This is a genomic window from Clostridium sp. AF12-41, assembly GCF_003461685.1.
In the GTDB taxonomy this organism is placed as follows: domain Bacteria; phylum Bacillota; class Clostridia; order Lachnospirales; family Lachnospiraceae; genus Otoolea; species Otoolea fessa.
In genome coordinates this window covers 108,612-124,924 of the sequence record NZ_QTXO01000003.1, presented here as the reverse complement: position 1 = coordinate 124,924, position 16,313 = coordinate 108,612, and the positions used below count along the sequence as shown (strand labels likewise).

The 16,313-nt window shown below is 50.0% G+C and carries 14 protein-coding genes and 1 other annotated feature; of the genes, 9 read left to right on the top strand and 5 right to left on the bottom strand.

The window, feature by feature from the left end; translation table 11 throughout:
• Nucleotides 1-99: 99 nt before the first annotated feature.
• On the bottom strand, nt 100-702 hold the full coding sequence (thrH, locus tag DWV73_RS06485) for a bifunctional phosphoserine phosphatase/homoserine phosphotransferase ThrH (protein ID WP_117796189.1): 603 nt from the start codon (nt 700-702) through the stop codon (nt 100-102).
• Between the two features lie 336 nt (nt 703-1,038).
• The gene (locus tag DWV73_RS06480; protein ID WP_117796188.1) at nt 1,039-2,775 is read right to left on the bottom strand and encodes a carbon starvation CstA family protein; all 1,737 of its coding nucleotides are present in this window, start codon (nt 2,773-2,775) and stop codon (nt 1,039-1,041) included.
• Between the two features lie 113 nt (nt 2,776-2,888).
• Nucleotides 2,889-3,143: a binding site (T-box leader), on the bottom strand.
• 241 nt (nt 3,144-3,384) lie between these two features.
• Between DWV73_RS06480 and DWV73_RS06475 the strand changes: the two genes are divergently transcribed.
• Both DWV73_RS06475 and DWV73_RS06470 read left to right on the top strand, forming a co-directional pair.
• Entirely contained in the window at nt 3,385-5,142 is a 1,758-nt protein-coding gene (locus tag DWV73_RS06475) for a SulP family inorganic anion transporter (protein WP_117796187.1), read from the top strand.
• A 20-nt stretch (nt 5,143-5,162) separates the two neighbouring features.
• Entirely contained in the window at nt 5,163-5,507 is a 345-nt protein-coding gene (locus tag DWV73_RS06470) for an MGMT family protein (RefSeq protein WP_347472251.1), read from the top strand.
• Between the two features lie 130 nt (nt 5,508-5,637).
• Here the strand turns inward: DWV73_RS06470 and DWV73_RS06465 are convergent, their stop codons facing one another.
• Complete coding sequence (locus tag DWV73_RS06465; protein WP_022359067.1) at nt 5,638-7,005, bottom strand: NAD(P)/FAD-dependent oxidoreductase; 1,368 nt, start codon at nt 7,003-7,005, stop codon at nt 5,638-5,640.
• Nucleotides 7,006-7,221: 216 nt separating this feature from the next.
• On the opposite strand from DWV73_RS06465, the gene DWV73_RS06460 reads away from it, so the two are divergent.
• A complete protein-coding gene (locus DWV73_RS06460; protein ID WP_333549895.1) occupies nt 7,222-7,587 on the top strand; it encodes a DMT family transporter in 366 nt (121 codons plus the stop codon).
• A gap of 9 nt (nt 7,588-7,596) precedes the next feature.
• Here DWV73_RS06460 and DWV73_RS06455 read toward each other — a convergent pair whose 3' ends face one another.
• A complete protein-coding gene (locus DWV73_RS06455; RefSeq protein ID WP_117796185.1) occupies nt 7,597-9,543 on the bottom strand; it encodes a DEAD/DEAH box helicase in 1,947 nt (648 codons plus the stop codon).
• A gap of 244 nt (nt 9,544-9,787) precedes the next feature.
• On the opposite strand from DWV73_RS06455, the gene DWV73_RS06450 reads away from it, so the two are divergent.
• Nucleotides 9,788-10,453, top strand: a complete 666-nt coding sequence (locus tag DWV73_RS06450; protein WP_181357208.1) for a Crp/Fnr family transcriptional regulator — start codon at nt 9,788-9,790, stop codon at nt 10,451-10,453.
• A gap of 68 nt (nt 10,454-10,521) precedes the next feature.
• Here the strand turns inward: DWV73_RS06450 and DWV73_RS06445 are convergent, their stop codons facing one another.
• Nucleotides 10,522-11,466 carry a LysR family transcriptional regulator gene (locus tag DWV73_RS06445; RefSeq protein ID WP_117796184.1) on the bottom strand — a complete coding sequence of 315 codons (945 nt, stop codon included), beginning with the start codon at nt 11,464-11,466 and terminating at the stop codon, nt 10,522-10,524.
• A 383-nt stretch (nt 11,467-11,849) separates the two neighbouring features.
• Between DWV73_RS06445 and DWV73_RS06440 the strand changes: the two genes are divergently transcribed.
• From DWV73_RS06440 to atpG, 5 genes are read left to right on the top strand one after another with little or no spacing between them, the layout of a single operon-like run.
• Nucleotides 11,850-12,527: a F0F1 ATP synthase subunit A gene (locus DWV73_RS06440; protein ID WP_107000520.1), complete on the top strand. Its 678-nt coding sequence runs from the start codon at nt 11,850-11,852 to the stop codon at nt 12,525-12,527.
• A gap of 39 nt (nt 12,528-12,566) precedes the next feature.
• Nucleotides 12,567-12,791: an ATP synthase F0 subunit C gene (atpE, locus tag DWV73_RS06435; protein WP_022359062.1), complete on the top strand. Its 225-nt coding sequence runs from the start codon at nt 12,567-12,569 to the stop codon at nt 12,789-12,791.
• A gap of 31 nt (nt 12,792-12,822) precedes the next feature.
• A complete protein-coding gene (locus DWV73_RS06430) occupies nt 12,823-13,311 on the top strand; it encodes an ATP synthase F0 subunit B (RefSeq protein ID WP_117796183.1) in 489 nt (162 codons plus the stop codon).
• Nucleotides 13,298-15,367, top strand: a complete 2,070-nt coding sequence (gene atpA / locus DWV73_RS06425; protein ID WP_117796182.1) for a F0F1 ATP synthase subunit alpha — start codon at nt 13,298-13,300, stop codon at nt 15,365-15,367. Before DWV73_RS06430 ends, atpA begins: the two co-directional genes overlap by 14 nt.
• Before the next feature lie 14 nt (nt 15,368-15,381).
• Nucleotides 15,382-16,284, top strand: coding sequence for an ATP synthase F1 subunit gamma (gene atpG, locus DWV73_RS06420; protein WP_117796181.1), 903 nt, complete (start codon nt 15,382-15,384; stop codon nt 16,282-16,284).
• The last annotated feature ends 29 nt before the right edge of the window (nt 16,285-16,313 follow it).

The window sequence follows — 16,313 nt, the reverse complement described above, 5'->3', positions numbered from 1 at the left end:
AACATTTGAGATGATAAACGATTGAAAAGCAGCTCCCGGAGTGTGGATTCCGGGGGCTGCTTTTACGATTGCATATGCAATTATGAAAATACGGAATGTTTACGCTAATACCTTTTTAATCGCTTCTAACAGCTCATCATACGCCTCATAAGCCGGAATCTGCGGATATTCTGCCTTGATCTCCTTCGTCGTGCGGAAGAGGAAGCCCGCCTTGCTTGCCTCAATCATGGCGAGGTCGTTGTGGCTGTCGCCGCTGGCGATCGTCTCGAAGCCGCAGGACTGGAGTGCTTTGACGGTTGTATATTTGGATTTCTCACAGCGCATCTTAAAATCGGTAATCTCACCATTTTCGCTGACAACCAGAGAGTTGCAGAAGATGGTCGGATAGCCAAGTTTCTTCATCAGAGGTCCGGCAAACTGGGAGAAGGTATCGCTGATGATGATTACCTGGGTGATTTCTTTTAATTTGTCTAAAAACTCCTTTGCACCCGGAAGCGGATCAATTTTAGAGATCGTTTCCTGAATTTCCTTGAGTCCCAGTCCGTGCTCGCGCAGGATGTTTAAACGGTAATTCATCAGTTTGTTATAATCCGGCTCATCGCGGGTGGTGCGTTTTAACTCCGGGATTCCGGTTTCTTCAGCAAATGCGATCCAGATTTCCGGCACTAATACACCTTCTAGATCTAAACATACAATATCCATGTCTCCTCCTGTCTGATACAACGCCTGTCAGCGCTGTGCTCGGTTGAAAAATTTGCTTCCTATTATAGACGAAATGCAGGGGAAATACCAGAGAAATTTGAGAAAAGATGAAAGAATAGAAAAAAGTGCGTTACTGGGCACGTATGCGTGAACAGTAACAAAAGTGCCAATTATTCGCGGTGAGAAAGATTCAGAAGTGAAGAGTTGGCATCATATAGCAGCAGAGTGGTTATCAATAGAATTAAAAAATACCAAAAAAGGGAGTCTCTTTTCGTGAGCGAGAGACACCCTTTTTGGCACCTATAGTCGGGTTATAATTTGATTTTGATGAAATCATTAGCAATGCGCCGGTTTATTCATTTCAGATCTTTTATCGTTTTCTGTCTTCGAAGCAGTCGATTTCGAAAACAGTACTTTACCGGAATGAACCACAATAATGACACCCAGAACCATCAGCAGAACCGCGATGATAAGCTGCAGTCCTTCTACCATAAAGACAGCGGTTCCGGCATTGTAAGCCTTTACCAGTGCGATGCAGCGCTCAACGAGTGCGGTGAAGGTAACGCACAGCATAACAACCAGTGGAACCAGCAGCGTGCGGTTTTCACGGCCGGTGACGCGTAAGAAGACGCACAGGGTGATGAGAACCAGGGCGCTTAACAGCTGGTTGGCGCTGCCAAACAGCGGCCAGATGTTGGAGTAGCCAATCTGGGTTAAAATGTAGCCGCATACCAAGGTGATAACAGTTGCAAAATATTTGTTGCAGAGAAGTTTTCTCCATCCTTCGGCGTGTTCCATGTCATCGACACTGAACAGCTCCTGGAAGGACATACGTCCGATACGTGCAACGGAATCCAGGCTTGTCAGGGCAAGTGCGGAGACGCACATTGTCATAAAGCACTGGGCAGCGTAAACTGGGATTCCGAACATCTCCAGGAATCCGGCAACACCGGAGGAGAAGATAGCAAACGGAGTACCGGTTGCAGGCGTGCCATCAGCGGAAGCGGCAGCACCGGCAACGCACAGAGCCAGGACAGCCAGTAAACTTTCCAAAAGCATAGCGCCGAAGCCAACTTTCGGCATATCCTTTTCATTGGTGATTGCCTTGGAGGAAGTACCCGAGGAAACCAGGCTGTGGAAACCGGATACGGCGCCGCAGGCAACGGTTACAAACAAAATCGGGAACAGGTCACCGGATTTCTCATTGTGGAAACCAGTGTAAGGCGCCAGGTTCATTGCCGGATGTGCGACAAGCAGTCCAACGACGGCACCGATAATCATACCGGCAAACATAAAGGTTGTCATCAGGTCACGCGGTTCCATCAAAAGCCACATAGGAAGAACGGCTGCGAGGAAAATGTAAGCGAATACCATGTAGGACCAGTTCGCCTTGGTGGTAATGAGCGGGCAGTTCATGCCGATGACGAAAGCAGCTACCGTGCAGACAAGTCCGAGCAAGGTCTGTTTCCAGCCATGGAACTGAGCCTTTTTCTGAATCAGTCCAAATACAACGGCAAAGGCAATGAACAGAAGGGAAATGCTTCCGGCTGCGCCGTTGACAGTTGCGGCGGCGGATAAGCTGGTCACGCCGTCTACCGTCTCATATGCATTGAATGTACCAGCAACCATGTCGGCAAAAGCGGCGGTTACAATTAAAGTAAAGAGCCAGCAGAACAGAAGGAACAGCTTTTTACCGGTTTTGCCGATGTACTGTTCAATCAGAAGTCCCATCGATTTGCCTTCATTTTTAACGCTGGCGTACAGGGCACCAAAATCGGTAACAGCGCCGAAGAAGATGCCGCCGAGGATGATCCAGAGAAAGACCGGAACCCATCCAAAGACAGCCGCCTGAATAGCACCGGTGACAGGACCGGCACCGGCGATGGATGAAAACTGGTGGGCAAATACAACCCAGCCATCGGTCGGAACATAGTCCTGACCATCTTCTTTTGTGACGGCCGGTGTTTTGGCGTTTGGATCAATGCCCCATTTATGGGCGAGCCATCTGCCGTAGAGCAGATAACCAGCCGCCAGACAACAGGCTGCGATAACTACGATAACTAATGTGTTCATAAAGATACCTCCATTCCCATAGGTCAAATGGTTTTTAGTGTCCCGGCAGTTTGCCGGAGTTTCGGGAGCGGGGAAACAAAAAAGCCTCCGTCCTCCTGAAACTTTTAAAAGTTCAAGAAGACGGAGGCATAAGCATCCGCGGTACCACTTCTTTTACCGGCTGTAAAGCCGATCTCTCAGCCATATCCATCATTCTGAATATGTTCCTCTTTAACGGTAGGAATCCGGACCGGACTACTGGTATCCTGCATGCGTTTGTCCGATCAGCTCACAGGGGATAATTTCCATCGGCGTTACTGTCTTTCATCGCCCGGCAGCTCTCTGAAAACGTGGAGAATTGGAAATCGTGTCCTGCTCAATGCTTTTTACAAGTACGAATTATAGACTTTTTTAAAGGAAAGTCAATCGAAAAAATAGCCGGAAGTTTGTGACAGAAAGTTTACAAATCCGTCATTTTGACAAAAAAATCACAACTAAGAAATCTGTGTTAAAATTTCGAAAAAACTGGACACCCCCTTATTTTGCTGTATAATAGGTAATTGTCGGTTCTTTTTAGGGCTGGCAATTACTTTTTATTTAAATTGGGAAGAAAAAGGGAGAGTTTGAGGTATGGAAAAAATACGTCCAATGTTGTTTACAACATTGAAGAAGTATTCCGGCGCACAGCTGATGTCAGATGTGGTAGCGGGTATCATCGTAGCGATCATCGCGCTGCCGCTTTCGATCGCGCTGGCGCTGGCTTCGGGTGTAGGTCCGGAACAGGGTATCTACACGGCGATTGCAGCCGGATTTGTGATCTCATTTTTAGGCGGCAGCCAGGTACAGATTGCAGGTCCAACGGCAGCATTTGCAACGATCGTGGCAGGTATCGTGGCGAAGAGCGGCGTGGAAGGACTGGCAGTTGCGACGATCATGGCAGGTATCATTCTGGTTATCATGGGATTCTGCCATTTTGGTTCACTGATTAAGTTTATTCCGTTTACAATCACGACCGGCTTTACCTCCGGTATCGCGGTGACGATCGTCATCGGTCAGTTGAAGGATTTCTTTGGCGTAACCTATCCGGCAGGCATGGAGACGATCGAGACGATGCAGAAGCTGAAAGCGTTCGCGGCTGGATTCGGAAGTGTCAACCTGCACGCGATCATCGTCGGCGTGGTGTGTCTGGCGATTCTGATCGTGATGCCGATGATCACGGAAAAAATTCCGGGATCGCTGGTAGCGGTTATTGCAGGTATTTTAATGGTAAAATTCCTGCCGCTGCATGTGAATACGATCGGCGACCTTTACACGGTCAGCAACAAGCTTCCGGCGTTCCGTCTGCCGGTGTTTAGCTACGATGTGATTCAGGGTTCCCTGTCGGATGCGTTTACGATTGCAGTTCTGGCGGCGATTGAGTCTCTGCTTTCCTGCGTGGTAGCGGACGGCATGATTGGCGGAAAACACCGTTCCAACACGGAGCTGGTGGCACAGGGCGCGGGGAATATTATTTCCGCCCTGTTTGGCGGTATTCCGGCGACGGGCGCGATCGCGCGTACCGCAGCCAATGTCAAAAATGGCGGCCGTACCCCGGTTGCAGGCATGGTTCATGCGGTTGTCCTGCTTCTGATTCTGGTAGTTCTGATGCCGTGTGCAAGCTGGATCCCGATGCCGACCATCGCGGCAATCTTGTTTATGGTTGCCTACAATATGTGTCAGTGGAGAACCTTCGTCCGTCTGACCAAGACGGCTCCGAAGAGTGATATTGCGGTTCTGGTGATGACCTTCTTCTTAACCGTTATCTTCGATCTGGTTGTAGCGATCGAGATCGGTATGCTGTTATCCTGCCTGCTGTTTATGAAGCGGATGAGCGATGAGACGGGCGTCAGAAGCTGGCTCTATGTCGAAGAAGTAGAGGAGCAGAAGCGCAAAGAGCAGGAAGTAAGAAAAGCGAAAAAAGCCGGAAAAGAGCTTTCAGTGGAAGAGGCACAGCTCTTAGCGGCAGCTGCAGAAGATGAAGAAGCAGCCATGAAAGAACAGGCACGTTTGCGGGAGATTCCGAGAGAACTGGCTGTTTATGAGATTACGGGACCGCTGTTCTTCGGTGCAGCAGACCGCATCAACCAGATTGAAACCCGCGAGGAGACGAAATGCCTGGTTCTTCGTATGCGTGCCGTTCCGGCGGTTGACAGTACAGCGATGAATTCGATGGTTGCCCTCTATGAGCGCTGCCAGAAGAACGGCGTTACATTGATTTTGTCCCATGTCAACGAGCAGCCGATGCACGTGATGGAGAAGGCAGGATTTGTGGATATGATCGGACGCGATCATTTCTGCCCGAATATCGAGGCAGCACTTGATCATGCGGACGAGGTGCTGGGGAAATAATTATGGACATCTATCGGAGAATGGAAGAAGTATTTAGGCGCATTCCGGACGGCTGCGTGACGACTTACGGTCAGGTCGCGCTCCTGTGTGGTGCGCCGCGCCATTCCCGCCAGGTGGGATATGCACTCCGCACCAACCGCCTGGGCGATGTCCCGGCATTCAGGGTGATTAATTCCAAGGGCTTTCTAAGCGGCGCGGCGGCATTCGACTATCCGGGACAGCAGAAAAAACTGCTGGAACAGGATGGAATACGGGTGGACTCCACCGAGGACGGCGACCGCGTCGATTTAAAACAATATGGATGGAAACCTTCGATGGACGAGGCAGAAGAATTGTATGCGTTGTTTCGGAAGTTGGGGATCTGAGTGGGAATCAAGGAAAATGCATCTGAATGAGATGTTGGTAAGCTAAAGAAGTGAAATGAGATGGATAAGATGGCAGACGATAGGGGCTGCATCTTATCCATTTTTAATAGACATTTCTGACCGTTTATTATTAAATTGCCTCCGCGATTTGCCGTGCCACATAGACACCGCTGGCAGATGCATGGGAAAGGGAATGGGTAATACCGCTGCCGTCACCGATGACGTAGAGTCCATCATGACAGGTCATCAGGTTGTGATCCACTTCCACCTCCATGTTGTAGAATTTTACCTCCACTCCATAGAGAAGCGTGTCATCATTCGCCGTACCCGGTGCCACCTTATCCAGGGCATAAATCATCTCGATAATACCGTCCAGAATCCGTTTTGGGAGAACCAGGCTCAGATCACCGGCAGCCGCATTGAGGGTTGGAACCGTAAAAGATTCATTGATTCGCTGCTGCGTGCTTCTTTTTCCGCGGATCAGGTCTCCAAAACGCTGCACAATTACGCCACCGCCCAGCATGTTGCTGAGTTTTGCAATACTCTCTCCATATTCATTGGAATTCTTGAAGGGCTCTGAAAAATGTTTCGCTACCAGGAGGGCAAAGTTCGTGTTATGGGTCTGCTTTGCAGGATCCTCGTAGCTGTGACCATTTACCGTTACGATGCCGTTGGTATTCTCATTTACCACAGCTCCCTTGGGATTCATACAGAAGGTGCGCACGTAATCCTCGTATTTTTCCGTGCGATACACGATCTTGCTCTCATAGAGTTCATCCGTAAGATCCGAAAAGATCTCAGCCGGCAGCTCAACCCGGACCCCCAGATCCACGCGGTTGGAATTCGTATGGATATCCAGATCCTTGCATACCTTCTGCATCCACTTACTGCCGCTTCGTCCGGCGGAAATGATACATTTCGTACCCTCAAAGGTTGTATCATCGCTGTAAACCTTGTAACCCTTCTCCGTTTTCTCCACGGTTTCGATGGCACAGTCAAAATAGAAATCCACCTTATTCTTCAGATGATCATAGAGGTGCTCCAGAACAATATAATTAATATCCGTACCCAGATGGCGGACCGAAGCATCCAGAAGATGCAGGCCGTGCTGCATACAGGTTTTCTTAAATTTTGTTCCCGCAGTGGAATACAGCTTCGTGCCCTCCCCGCCAAAACGGAGGTTGATTCCATCCACATATTCCATCAGTTCAATGGCTGTCTTTTTTCCGATATACTCATAGAGAGTGCCGCCGAAATCATTGGTAATGTTGTATTTTCCATCAGAAAATGCACCAGCTCCGCCGAATCCGCTCATGATGGAGCAGCATTTGCAGTGAATACAGGACTTGATTTTATCACCATCAATGGGACATTTACGGTGCTCCAGCGGATGTCCTACCTCAAAAACAGCGATCTTTAAATCTGGTTTACGTTCCATCAGTTCATAGGCAGAAAAGATACCGCCGGGACCGGCGCCGATAATTAACACATCATACATATTGAAATTCTCCTTGTTTTCCTAAAATTTGATTCCCTCTTTCTGTATTATAGCATAAATTCGAAAAAAGAGGCAGCACGTCATGCGCTGCCCCGAAACAGTATCTCCCATGTCGTCATGGCATCTTCCGTTATTATATCATCTTAAATATTTTGTATCTTGAAAGTGACCGGATTCCGGATACGGCAGTTGCACTGTTTTGAAGCCTGATTATATCTGATAAATAAAAAGAATAGACTAAAAAGACTTGCTGAATATAAAGCAGCGGGAGAAATTCTGGCTGCCGGTTTTGGATGGGGAATCATCGGTGTGTTTTCGAGCCAGATGACCTCTCCGGCGCTTCTTGGCAAAGGGCTGGCGCTGGGACTTGTATCTACCTTTTTTCCGTTTGTAAGCTACACACTGGGACTCCGCCAGATGGAGGCAGGAAAAGCCTCGGTTTTGGCGTTTGCTGAGCCGATGGTGGCAGCTGTGGCTGGGATTGTGGTATTTGGAGAAATGCTGCGGGTTGAAAATGTGCTGGGCATTCTTTTGATTTTTACAGCATTGGTGGTGTTGAACAGCCGGAACGTAAAACGGTAAAATCAGGGGCTAGTCGATAATGGAACTGTGACGAAAACACGGATCACAAATCTTAAACGGATATCCAACCGGCAGCATCCGTCCGCAGCGCTGGCAGCGGGCGATGTAGCTTTTTTTGCCCTTGGACAAATACCGCATGATCGTACCCTCAGTGCGGCTGCGTTCCTGTTCGAGCCAGTCCTCGTCGATGATCTTGTCAAAACGGTGGGAGAACTGGTAGTAGAGGTCGAGCTTGCGGTAATACGTTTCGTATTTCTGCAGTCCCAGCTTGGAACCGGCGCCTTTGTCCGGATGTTTCAGGCGTTTGTCCGCCGGGTAATCCTTGCAGTAGCGCAGCCATTGCAGGACAACCTGATGATCCTTGATATCGATGGGACAGCTGATCATGCGGTAGAGAATCCGTTTGTCATCGAATCCGTAGATATCGTCTCTGTGGCGTTCTGCCTGCGTATAAAGGCTTAAAATCTCATCGACGCTGACCTTTTCAAACGGAGGCGTCGGCTCAACGGATTTCCAGACTTTGATGATAACGTCCAGCGGCTCGTCCAGATCGAGGAGAATCTGCGGGAAACCGAGGCTGACTTTTTCGATCGGTTCCTCCTCCTGAGTAAGCTGTTCCCGGATATAATCGAGGGATTCCTGCCCCATCGCATTGACGTAGCCGGTGTCAAAGAGTCCGAAGCGTCCGGCGCGTCCGGCGATCTGCTTGATCTCCGGTACGGACAGACCGCGCCGGGTGGTACCGTCAAATTTCTGGGTCTGGACAAATACGATACGCCGGACAGGCAGGTTGAGTCCCATGCCGATCGCGTCGGTGGCGACGACCACCTTGGTTTTGCCGCTGGTAAAAAGCTGCATCTGGCGGCGGCGGATCTCCGGCGGCAGGCTTCCGTATATAACACTTGCCTTGATACCTTCTTCTTCCAGACGTCCCGCCACATCCAGCACGGATTTTTTGGAAAATACGACGAGTGCATCGCCGGGAAGAACACTTTCCGGGAAGGAAAATGGCGTGTCCTCACAGATGAGCGCAGTTTTGCGCTGATACCGGCAGATGGCAAGGCTGTCGCCGCACAGATGGATCAGGTGTGTGACAGCAGATTCAGCGGCGGGACTCATGCAGACATGGATTTCGTGAGCTTTCAGTCCCAGAATCGCCTTTGTCCAGCAATGCCCGCGGTCTGGATCGGCGGTCAGCTGTGCCTCATCAATCACGGCAATATCGTATTCCTCGGAGAAATCTGCCATCTCGATCGTCGAAGCTGTGATCCGGCTGTCATCGTCGGCGATACACTCCTGACCGGTCAGCATGGTGCTGGGAACGCCGCAGTCGTGCATTTTTTCATATACCTCAAGCGCCAGAAGGCGCAGCGGACCGAGGTAAGTGCCCTTTTTCGCTGTTTTTAAGCGTTCCAGCGCGTGAAATGTTTTGCCGCTGTTGGTCGGTCCGATGTGGAGAATGAAACGGCGGTTCATCGCCATAGTCTCCGGAAATTCCAGCTCTGGGCGGGATGGGACGAGATCCATGATTTTATACTGGATGACGTAGCGCTTATAGATCTGGTAAAGCTCCAGAAGTGTCTGCGTGCAGAGCTGACCATCCAATTCTGTTTCCAGATAATTCAGAAAATCCACGGAAATATCATCGCGCTGGGCGGGCAGAAACATTGCCTCATCCAGGCGGATGAGCTGTGGCAGCAGGCTGGTTTCAATGAGCTTTGTGACAGCATCGTTGTGCGAACGGTACGCAAAATAAGCCAGATTTTTGATCTGGCGGTGCCATTCCTCCAGCGAGAGGCTGGTGACCTGTGTCGGTTTGGTGCGTTTCAGTGTTTTAAACAGCCGGCTGGTCCGCTCGCTCAGATCGCGGGGGCGGGAACTGGTCTTCCTTTTTTTCTTGCTTGCCGCCTGATACTGGCGGATATATGTCTGAAGAAGCTGGTTTGGCTCGATCATTTGAAAGTCTCCTCTTTATGTAAATATCCTGTCCGATAAATCTTCTGGTTTAAAGCTCCATTTGATATAGGAATGTTTCTATTATCGCAGAAGTTGCATGGATGTGCAAGAACGGGAAATCAGATTGCAGAAAAATATAAAAATATTTGATATAATAAGAACACTTAGTTAAAACAGAAAGGTCAACATCTATATGGCATCAAACTATAAAACGGGCGCCAGCCTGAATTTAACTCCCTTCGAAATGCAGCTTCTAAGCCGCAGCCCCCTGTTTCGAGGCGCGGGCGAATCCGGAATCGGGGAGATGCTGTCCTGTCTGGGGGCGGAGGAACGCAGTTATGAAAAAGAAGAAATGATTTATCGCGCGGGGAATACGGTCACATCTCTGGGGGTGGTGATGCACGGAAGTGTGATGATTGTCAACGATGATCTGTGGGGTAACCGCAGCATTCTAGACCGGGTAGAACCGGGACAGATTTTTGCGGAGACATATGCGTGCGTGCCGGGGGAAAAGCTGCTGGTCGATGTGTTTGCAGCGGAGGTGACGGAAGTGCTGTTTTTAAATGTTGGAAAAATGCTGTCGCAGTGTCCCAATTCTTGCGGACATCACACGCAGCTTATCCGCAACCTGCTTGCAATCTCGGCGCAGAAAAACTTGCAGCTGTCCCGCCGGATCTTCAATACATCGTCGAAATCCATCCGGGGACGGCTTCTGTCGTACCTCTCCGATCAGGCGGTAAAAAATGAGAGCGAGAGATTTGATATCCCATTCAACCGCCAGCAGCTCGCCGACTATCTGGGTGTGGACCGGTCGGCGTTGTCGGCAGAGCTGGGGAAAATGCAGCGGGAAGGGCTTCTGGAATTTAGAAAAAATCACTTTCATTTATATGAAGAGGTTAGAAGCTTGTAGATTACAAACAAAAATACCCTGTCAGGAGCATTAAAATCCGACCGACAGGGTATTTTTAGCGAAAATCCCTATGGGTGTAACAAGACCGGCTGTTCATTCCCTATACTTTCCTGCACCGGCTGTTTCAGCATATCCAGAAATGCCTGTGCCGCCGGCGTCAGAGGGCGCATCGGGTTTTGCAGGATGAGGATCTGGCGCTTCGGGATAGGGATATTTAAGTGAAGCTGGAACACGCGGTAGTTGAGCAGGTAGTTCCGGGCAAATTCCGAGGGAACAAAGCCGATTCCCAGATTGTGGGAGACGGTCGGGGCGATCAGATCGTTGGAAGAAACTTCGATGCTCGGGTGCAGATCCAGCCCCTGTTCCTCAAAGAGATTGTCCCAAAAAAGCCGCGTCGTCGTGCCGGACTCCATGCTGACAAGCGGGTGCATACAGAGCTCTTCAAGGGAGAGTGTGCGGTTCTGCAGCTCGGAAAAACGGTTTCCGGCGATGACGATATCCTGGAACTCGGCAACCGGCATCACGTGAACCAGATCCAGCTCCTTCATGATCTCGTGGATCGGAGAGATGATGACGGCAAAATCATTTTCCCCGGCCTTTAAGGAAGAAGCGGTGATCGGCGCAGAGTTGGAATGAATCTGTACGGTCACATTCGGAAAACGCTGCTGGAACTGTTCAATATAAGGAAGCAGAAAGAAGCGCATCGTCAGCTCGCTCGCACCGATCGAAACCCTGCCGCTCTGACTGTTCGTATATTCTTTTAAAATCTCTTCCGCGCGTCCCATCTGCTGGCAGGGACGGTTGATCTGGCGGAACAGGATCCGCCCTTCATCGGTCAGGGTCACGCCTTTTTGGGAGCGGTTGAAAAGTTTGCACTGAAGCATATCTTCTAAATTATGAATGTATTTTGTTACGGTTGGCTGCGTGAGGCAGAGATTCAAAGCCGCCTGGGTAATATTCTGGCATCGAGCCACCTCATAGAAAACCTTGTAGTAGTCGAAACTGATGTCCATGTATGTAATTGAAATCCTTTCTGTATGTCGGACTGTTTCTGCCTGATTGAAACAGTGTTTATCTGATTTTATATCTGTACGTGTATTTACCAAATATAGTCACACTTTATCGTATTTTTCCAGAAATGTCCAGCCACAATAACGATTACCAATAACTATCACCATTCATTTTATCTATGGATATAGGAAAAAAATATAATTTTACCATTTGTATTTCTGGGAGTAAGATCGGGAACAGACGGGAAGAATGTGGAGACACAGGAGAAAACGTTACTGGGCACGTATGCGTGAACAGTAACTAGAACACGTGGCGGCATCGGGAAATGAAAGAACAATAGCCGGGGCAGCCGCGGGAGAACAACCCGGAGAGAGGAAGTGACAGTATGGGAGATCTGGGTGCGACCCTGATCAAGGAATTGAACTGTGAGACAGCCTTTACAATTGGCGGGATCGGCATATCAGAATCCGTTGTGGTTACATGGATCATGATGGCAGTGGTGCTCGTGGTTTCACTGATTGTGACGCACGGTCTGAAAGTTGAACATCCCGGACGCGGACAGCTCCTTCTGGAGAACGCTGTTACGTGGCTGCAGGGCATTGGCGAGGGAATCCTCGGAGAGGAAGGAAAAGGCTATGCGCCGTATCTGACATCCGTGCTGATGTATCTGGGCGTGGCGAACCTGCTTGGTATACTGGGATTCAAGCCGCCAACCAAGGATTTGAACGTCACGGCAGCACTGGCGCTGATGAGTATTGTGCTGATTGAGACAGCAGGGATTCGGGTCAAAGGTTTAAAAGGATGGTTAAAGAGCTTTACAGAGCCGATCGCCATCGTGACACCGATCAATATCATGGAGGTATTTATCAAACCGTTGTCGTTGTGTATGCGACTGTTCGGAAACGTGCTGGGCGCGTTCGTCATCATGAAATTGATTGAATACATCCTTCCGGTAGGGCTTCCGGTATTGTTCAGCGCTTACTTTGATATTTTTGACGGTCTGATTCAGGCGTATGTATTTGTCTTTCTGACAGGGCTTTTTATCAAGGAATCAATCGAGTAATAGAAGAGAAATAGAAAATTACAAAAAGGAGACTTTATTATGGGTACAATCATTGCAATCGGAGCAGGTCTGGCAGTTCTTGCAGGCGCAGGAGCCGGAATTGGTATCGGAATCGCCACATCTAAGGCGACTGAGGCAGTCGCAAGACAGCCGGAGGCAGAGGGAAAAATCACAAAGATTCTATTGTTAGGTGCGGCACTTGCCGAGGCAACTGCTATTTATGGTTTCGTTATTGCCCTTTTGATTATTATTCTTTTAAGCTGATACGATAGAAAACGAAAGGTGGGGCAAGGCTATGTTACGGTTGGACATCAACCTGGTTTTTACGATCATCAACCTTTTAATCTGGTATGCGATTATCCGTATTTTCCTCTTTAAGCCGATCAACAAAGTGATCGATAAACGGAATACAGCCATTCAGGAAAAGTATGATGAGGCAAAAAAGATGCAGGAAGAAGCGCAGGCGGAGAAAGAGAAATACGCAGCCTGCCAGGATGAAATAGAAGCAGAGAAAAACAAGGTGCTGGATGCGGCGCGTGCGAGTGCACGTGAGGAAGGACGCCAGCTGATTGAAAACGCCCAGAAAGAGGCAGATAAAGTCATCCGTAAGGCGGGCGAGGATGCACGCCGGGAGAAGGACAAGATGCTCGAACAGGCGAAGCATGAAATTTTGTCGCTGGTTCTGGACGCGGCGGCTGGTTCGATGAACAAGAAGTCGGATGACAGCGCTCTTTATGATGAGTTTTTGAAGAAAGCGGGTACGACGGAGAATGAAGAAACTTGATGTCTATTTACAAGAAATAAAGAGGCAGAAGATTTCTGTCGATGATCTGCAGCATGCGGCTGAGATACTGGCTGCGACACCGCAGCTTCCGGCAGAGCTTGAAAATCCGGATTTGACCCGTGAGAAGCGGGAAGATCTGGTTCGTAGCCTGTTTCCGCTGGCAGTCCGGGGAATCATCGAGGTGCTGGCACAGGATCAGACAATGAAAATGATGCCGGATCTGATTAAGGAAGCGGAGACGTTTGAAAAGCCGGATAAATATCTGCGCTGTGTGCTGGAATATGTCAAAGAGCCGGATGAAAAACAGGCAGCCGGAATCCGGAAATTTCTCTCGGAGAAATATCCGGGACGGGAACTCCGGATTGTGAAGGAAGAAAAGCCGGAGCTTGGAAGTGGTTTTATCCTCCGGGTCGGAAGTGAGGAATATGACTGGAGCACGGAGGGAAGAAAACGGGCACTGGCAGATAAATTAAAGAATCTGGTAAAAGAGCCGGATTCGGGTGATTTCCTTACCCAGAAGGGAATCATCGGGATTCTGAAAGGAAATCTGGATGGAATCGACATTTCAGCCCGTGAGATCGGTACGGTCAGCCGGGTGGGCGACGGCATCGCCTATGTGGATGGAATCGACCACGCAATGTATGGCGAGATCGTGGCGTTTGACGGTGATGTGAGAGGCATGGTACAGGATATCCGGTCGAAGGAGATCGGCTGCATCCTCTTTGGACATGCGAACACCATCGGAGAAGGAAGCCGCGCGATGCGGACCGGCAAGATGGCAGGTATACCAGTTGGCGAGGGATTTTTAGGGCGTGTTGTAGATGCGCTGGGCAATCCGATCGATAATAAAGGTGAGATTGAGGCTGCCGGATACCGTCCGGTGGAGTCACCGGCGCCGGGTATTATCGAGCGTCAGTCAGTTGATACCCCGATGGAGACCGGTATCCTCTCGATCGATTCGATGTTCCCGATCGGACGCGGACAGCGTGAGCTGATCATTGGCGACCGCCAGACCGGTAAGACCTCGATCGCGGTGGATACGATGCTGAACCAAAAGGGAAAAGACGTGATCTGCATCTATGTGGCGATCGGTCAGAAGGCTTCAACGGTATCGAGACTGGTTCATACACTGGAAAAACACGGGGCGATGGAGTACAGCATCGTGCTGGCAGCGACGGCGAGTGATCCGGCGTCCTTACAGTATATCGCGCCGTATGCAGGAACGGCGCTGGCAGAATATTTCATGCATCAGGGAAAAGATGTTCTGATTGTCTATGACGATTTATCGAAACACGCGGTTGCGTACCGTGCACTGTCTCTTCTGATGGAACGTTCTCCGGGACGTGAGGCATATCCGGGCGATGTATTCTATCTGCATTCCCGTCTGCTGGAGCGCTCGGCGCGGCTTTCGGATGAGCTGGGCGGTGGTTCAATCACAGCGCTGCCGATTGTCGAGACACAGGCGGGCGATGTGTCGGCGTATATCCCGACCAACGTTATTTCCATCACAGATGGACAGATTTTCCTGGAAAGTTCGCTGTTCTTCGAGGGCATGCGCCCGGCGGTCAATGTAGGGCTTTCGGTATCGCGTGTCGGCGGCGCAGCGCAGACTAAGGCGATGAAGAAGGCAGCCGGAAGCGTACGTATCGACCTGGCACAGTACCGCGAGATGGAAGTATTTACACAGTTCAGCTCCGATCTGGATCCGGCAACCAAGGCACAGCTTACCTACGGCAGCGGTCTGATGGAGCTGTTAAAACAGCCGCTTGAGCATCCGCTCTCGATGGAAGAACAGGTTGTGATTCTGTATGCGGCGACGAGCCATCTGCTGGTAGATATTCCGAAGGAAAAGCTGAAAACATTCCAGGGCGGTCTTTACGAATATATGAGAAGCTCCTACCCGCAGGTGGGCGATGCACTCCGCACGACGAAGACACTCAGCGATGATATCCAGCGAGAGATTGCGAAGGCGGTGGGCGAGTACAAGGCAAAATTCCTGAAAGCACAGGGAAATGCGCCGGAGGCAGCAGCGGATGCAAAACCGGATAAGCAGTAAGGCGGTGATGGAAGATGGCAGGACTCAGAGAGATCCAGAACCGGATCCGGAGTATTCAGGATACGCGCAAGATCACGAATGCGATGTACCTGATATCTTCGACGAAATTAAAGAAAGCCAGAAAAGAACTGGCAGAGACGGAGCCGTATTTCTATGCATTGCAAAATGTCATCCGGCGTATCCAGAGGCATCTGCCGAACATGGAAAGTCCCTATTTTGAAAAAGAAGGGCACCAGTCGAAGAAAACGGGGCTGCTGGTTATTTCCGGCGATAAAGGGCTGGCGGGTGCTTATAACCATAACATCATGAAGATGGCGGATACATTTTTAAAGGATCCTTCCCGCGAGGTACATCTGTTTGTCATCGGTGAGACGGGGCGGCAGTTTTTTGCCTCCCAGCACGTCCCGATTGAAGAAAATTTCCAGTATACGGCGCAGGATCCGACGTTTAACCGGGCAAGGTGGATTGCTGGAATACTTCTGGAACGATATTTGTCGGGTGATTTGGATGAGATCCATGTCCTGTATACAAGAATGGAAAATGTGATGCAGAGTGTGGCGAAGGATAAAAGAGTGCTTCCGATTACCAAGCCGGATATGCATGGAATGGCGATTCCGGTCGATGTGCGGCTGGAGGAGTTTTCCCTCCGGCCAACGCCGGAGGAAGCGATGAATGCGATCGTTCCGAACTATGTAGCCGGATTTATCTACGGCGCGCTGGTTGAGTCGTTCTGCAGCGAGCAGAATGCCCGTATGATGGCGATGGATGCGGCGACGGATAATGCGGATGCACTTTTAAAAGATTTGAATACGATGTACAACCGGGCGCGGCAGGCGGCGATCACACAGGAGATCACCGAAGTATGCGGCGGCGCGGCTGCACAGAGACGAGAACGAGAAGAGGAGATGAGAGTGTGATGGGAGAACAGGCGGCAGAGACAAAAAAG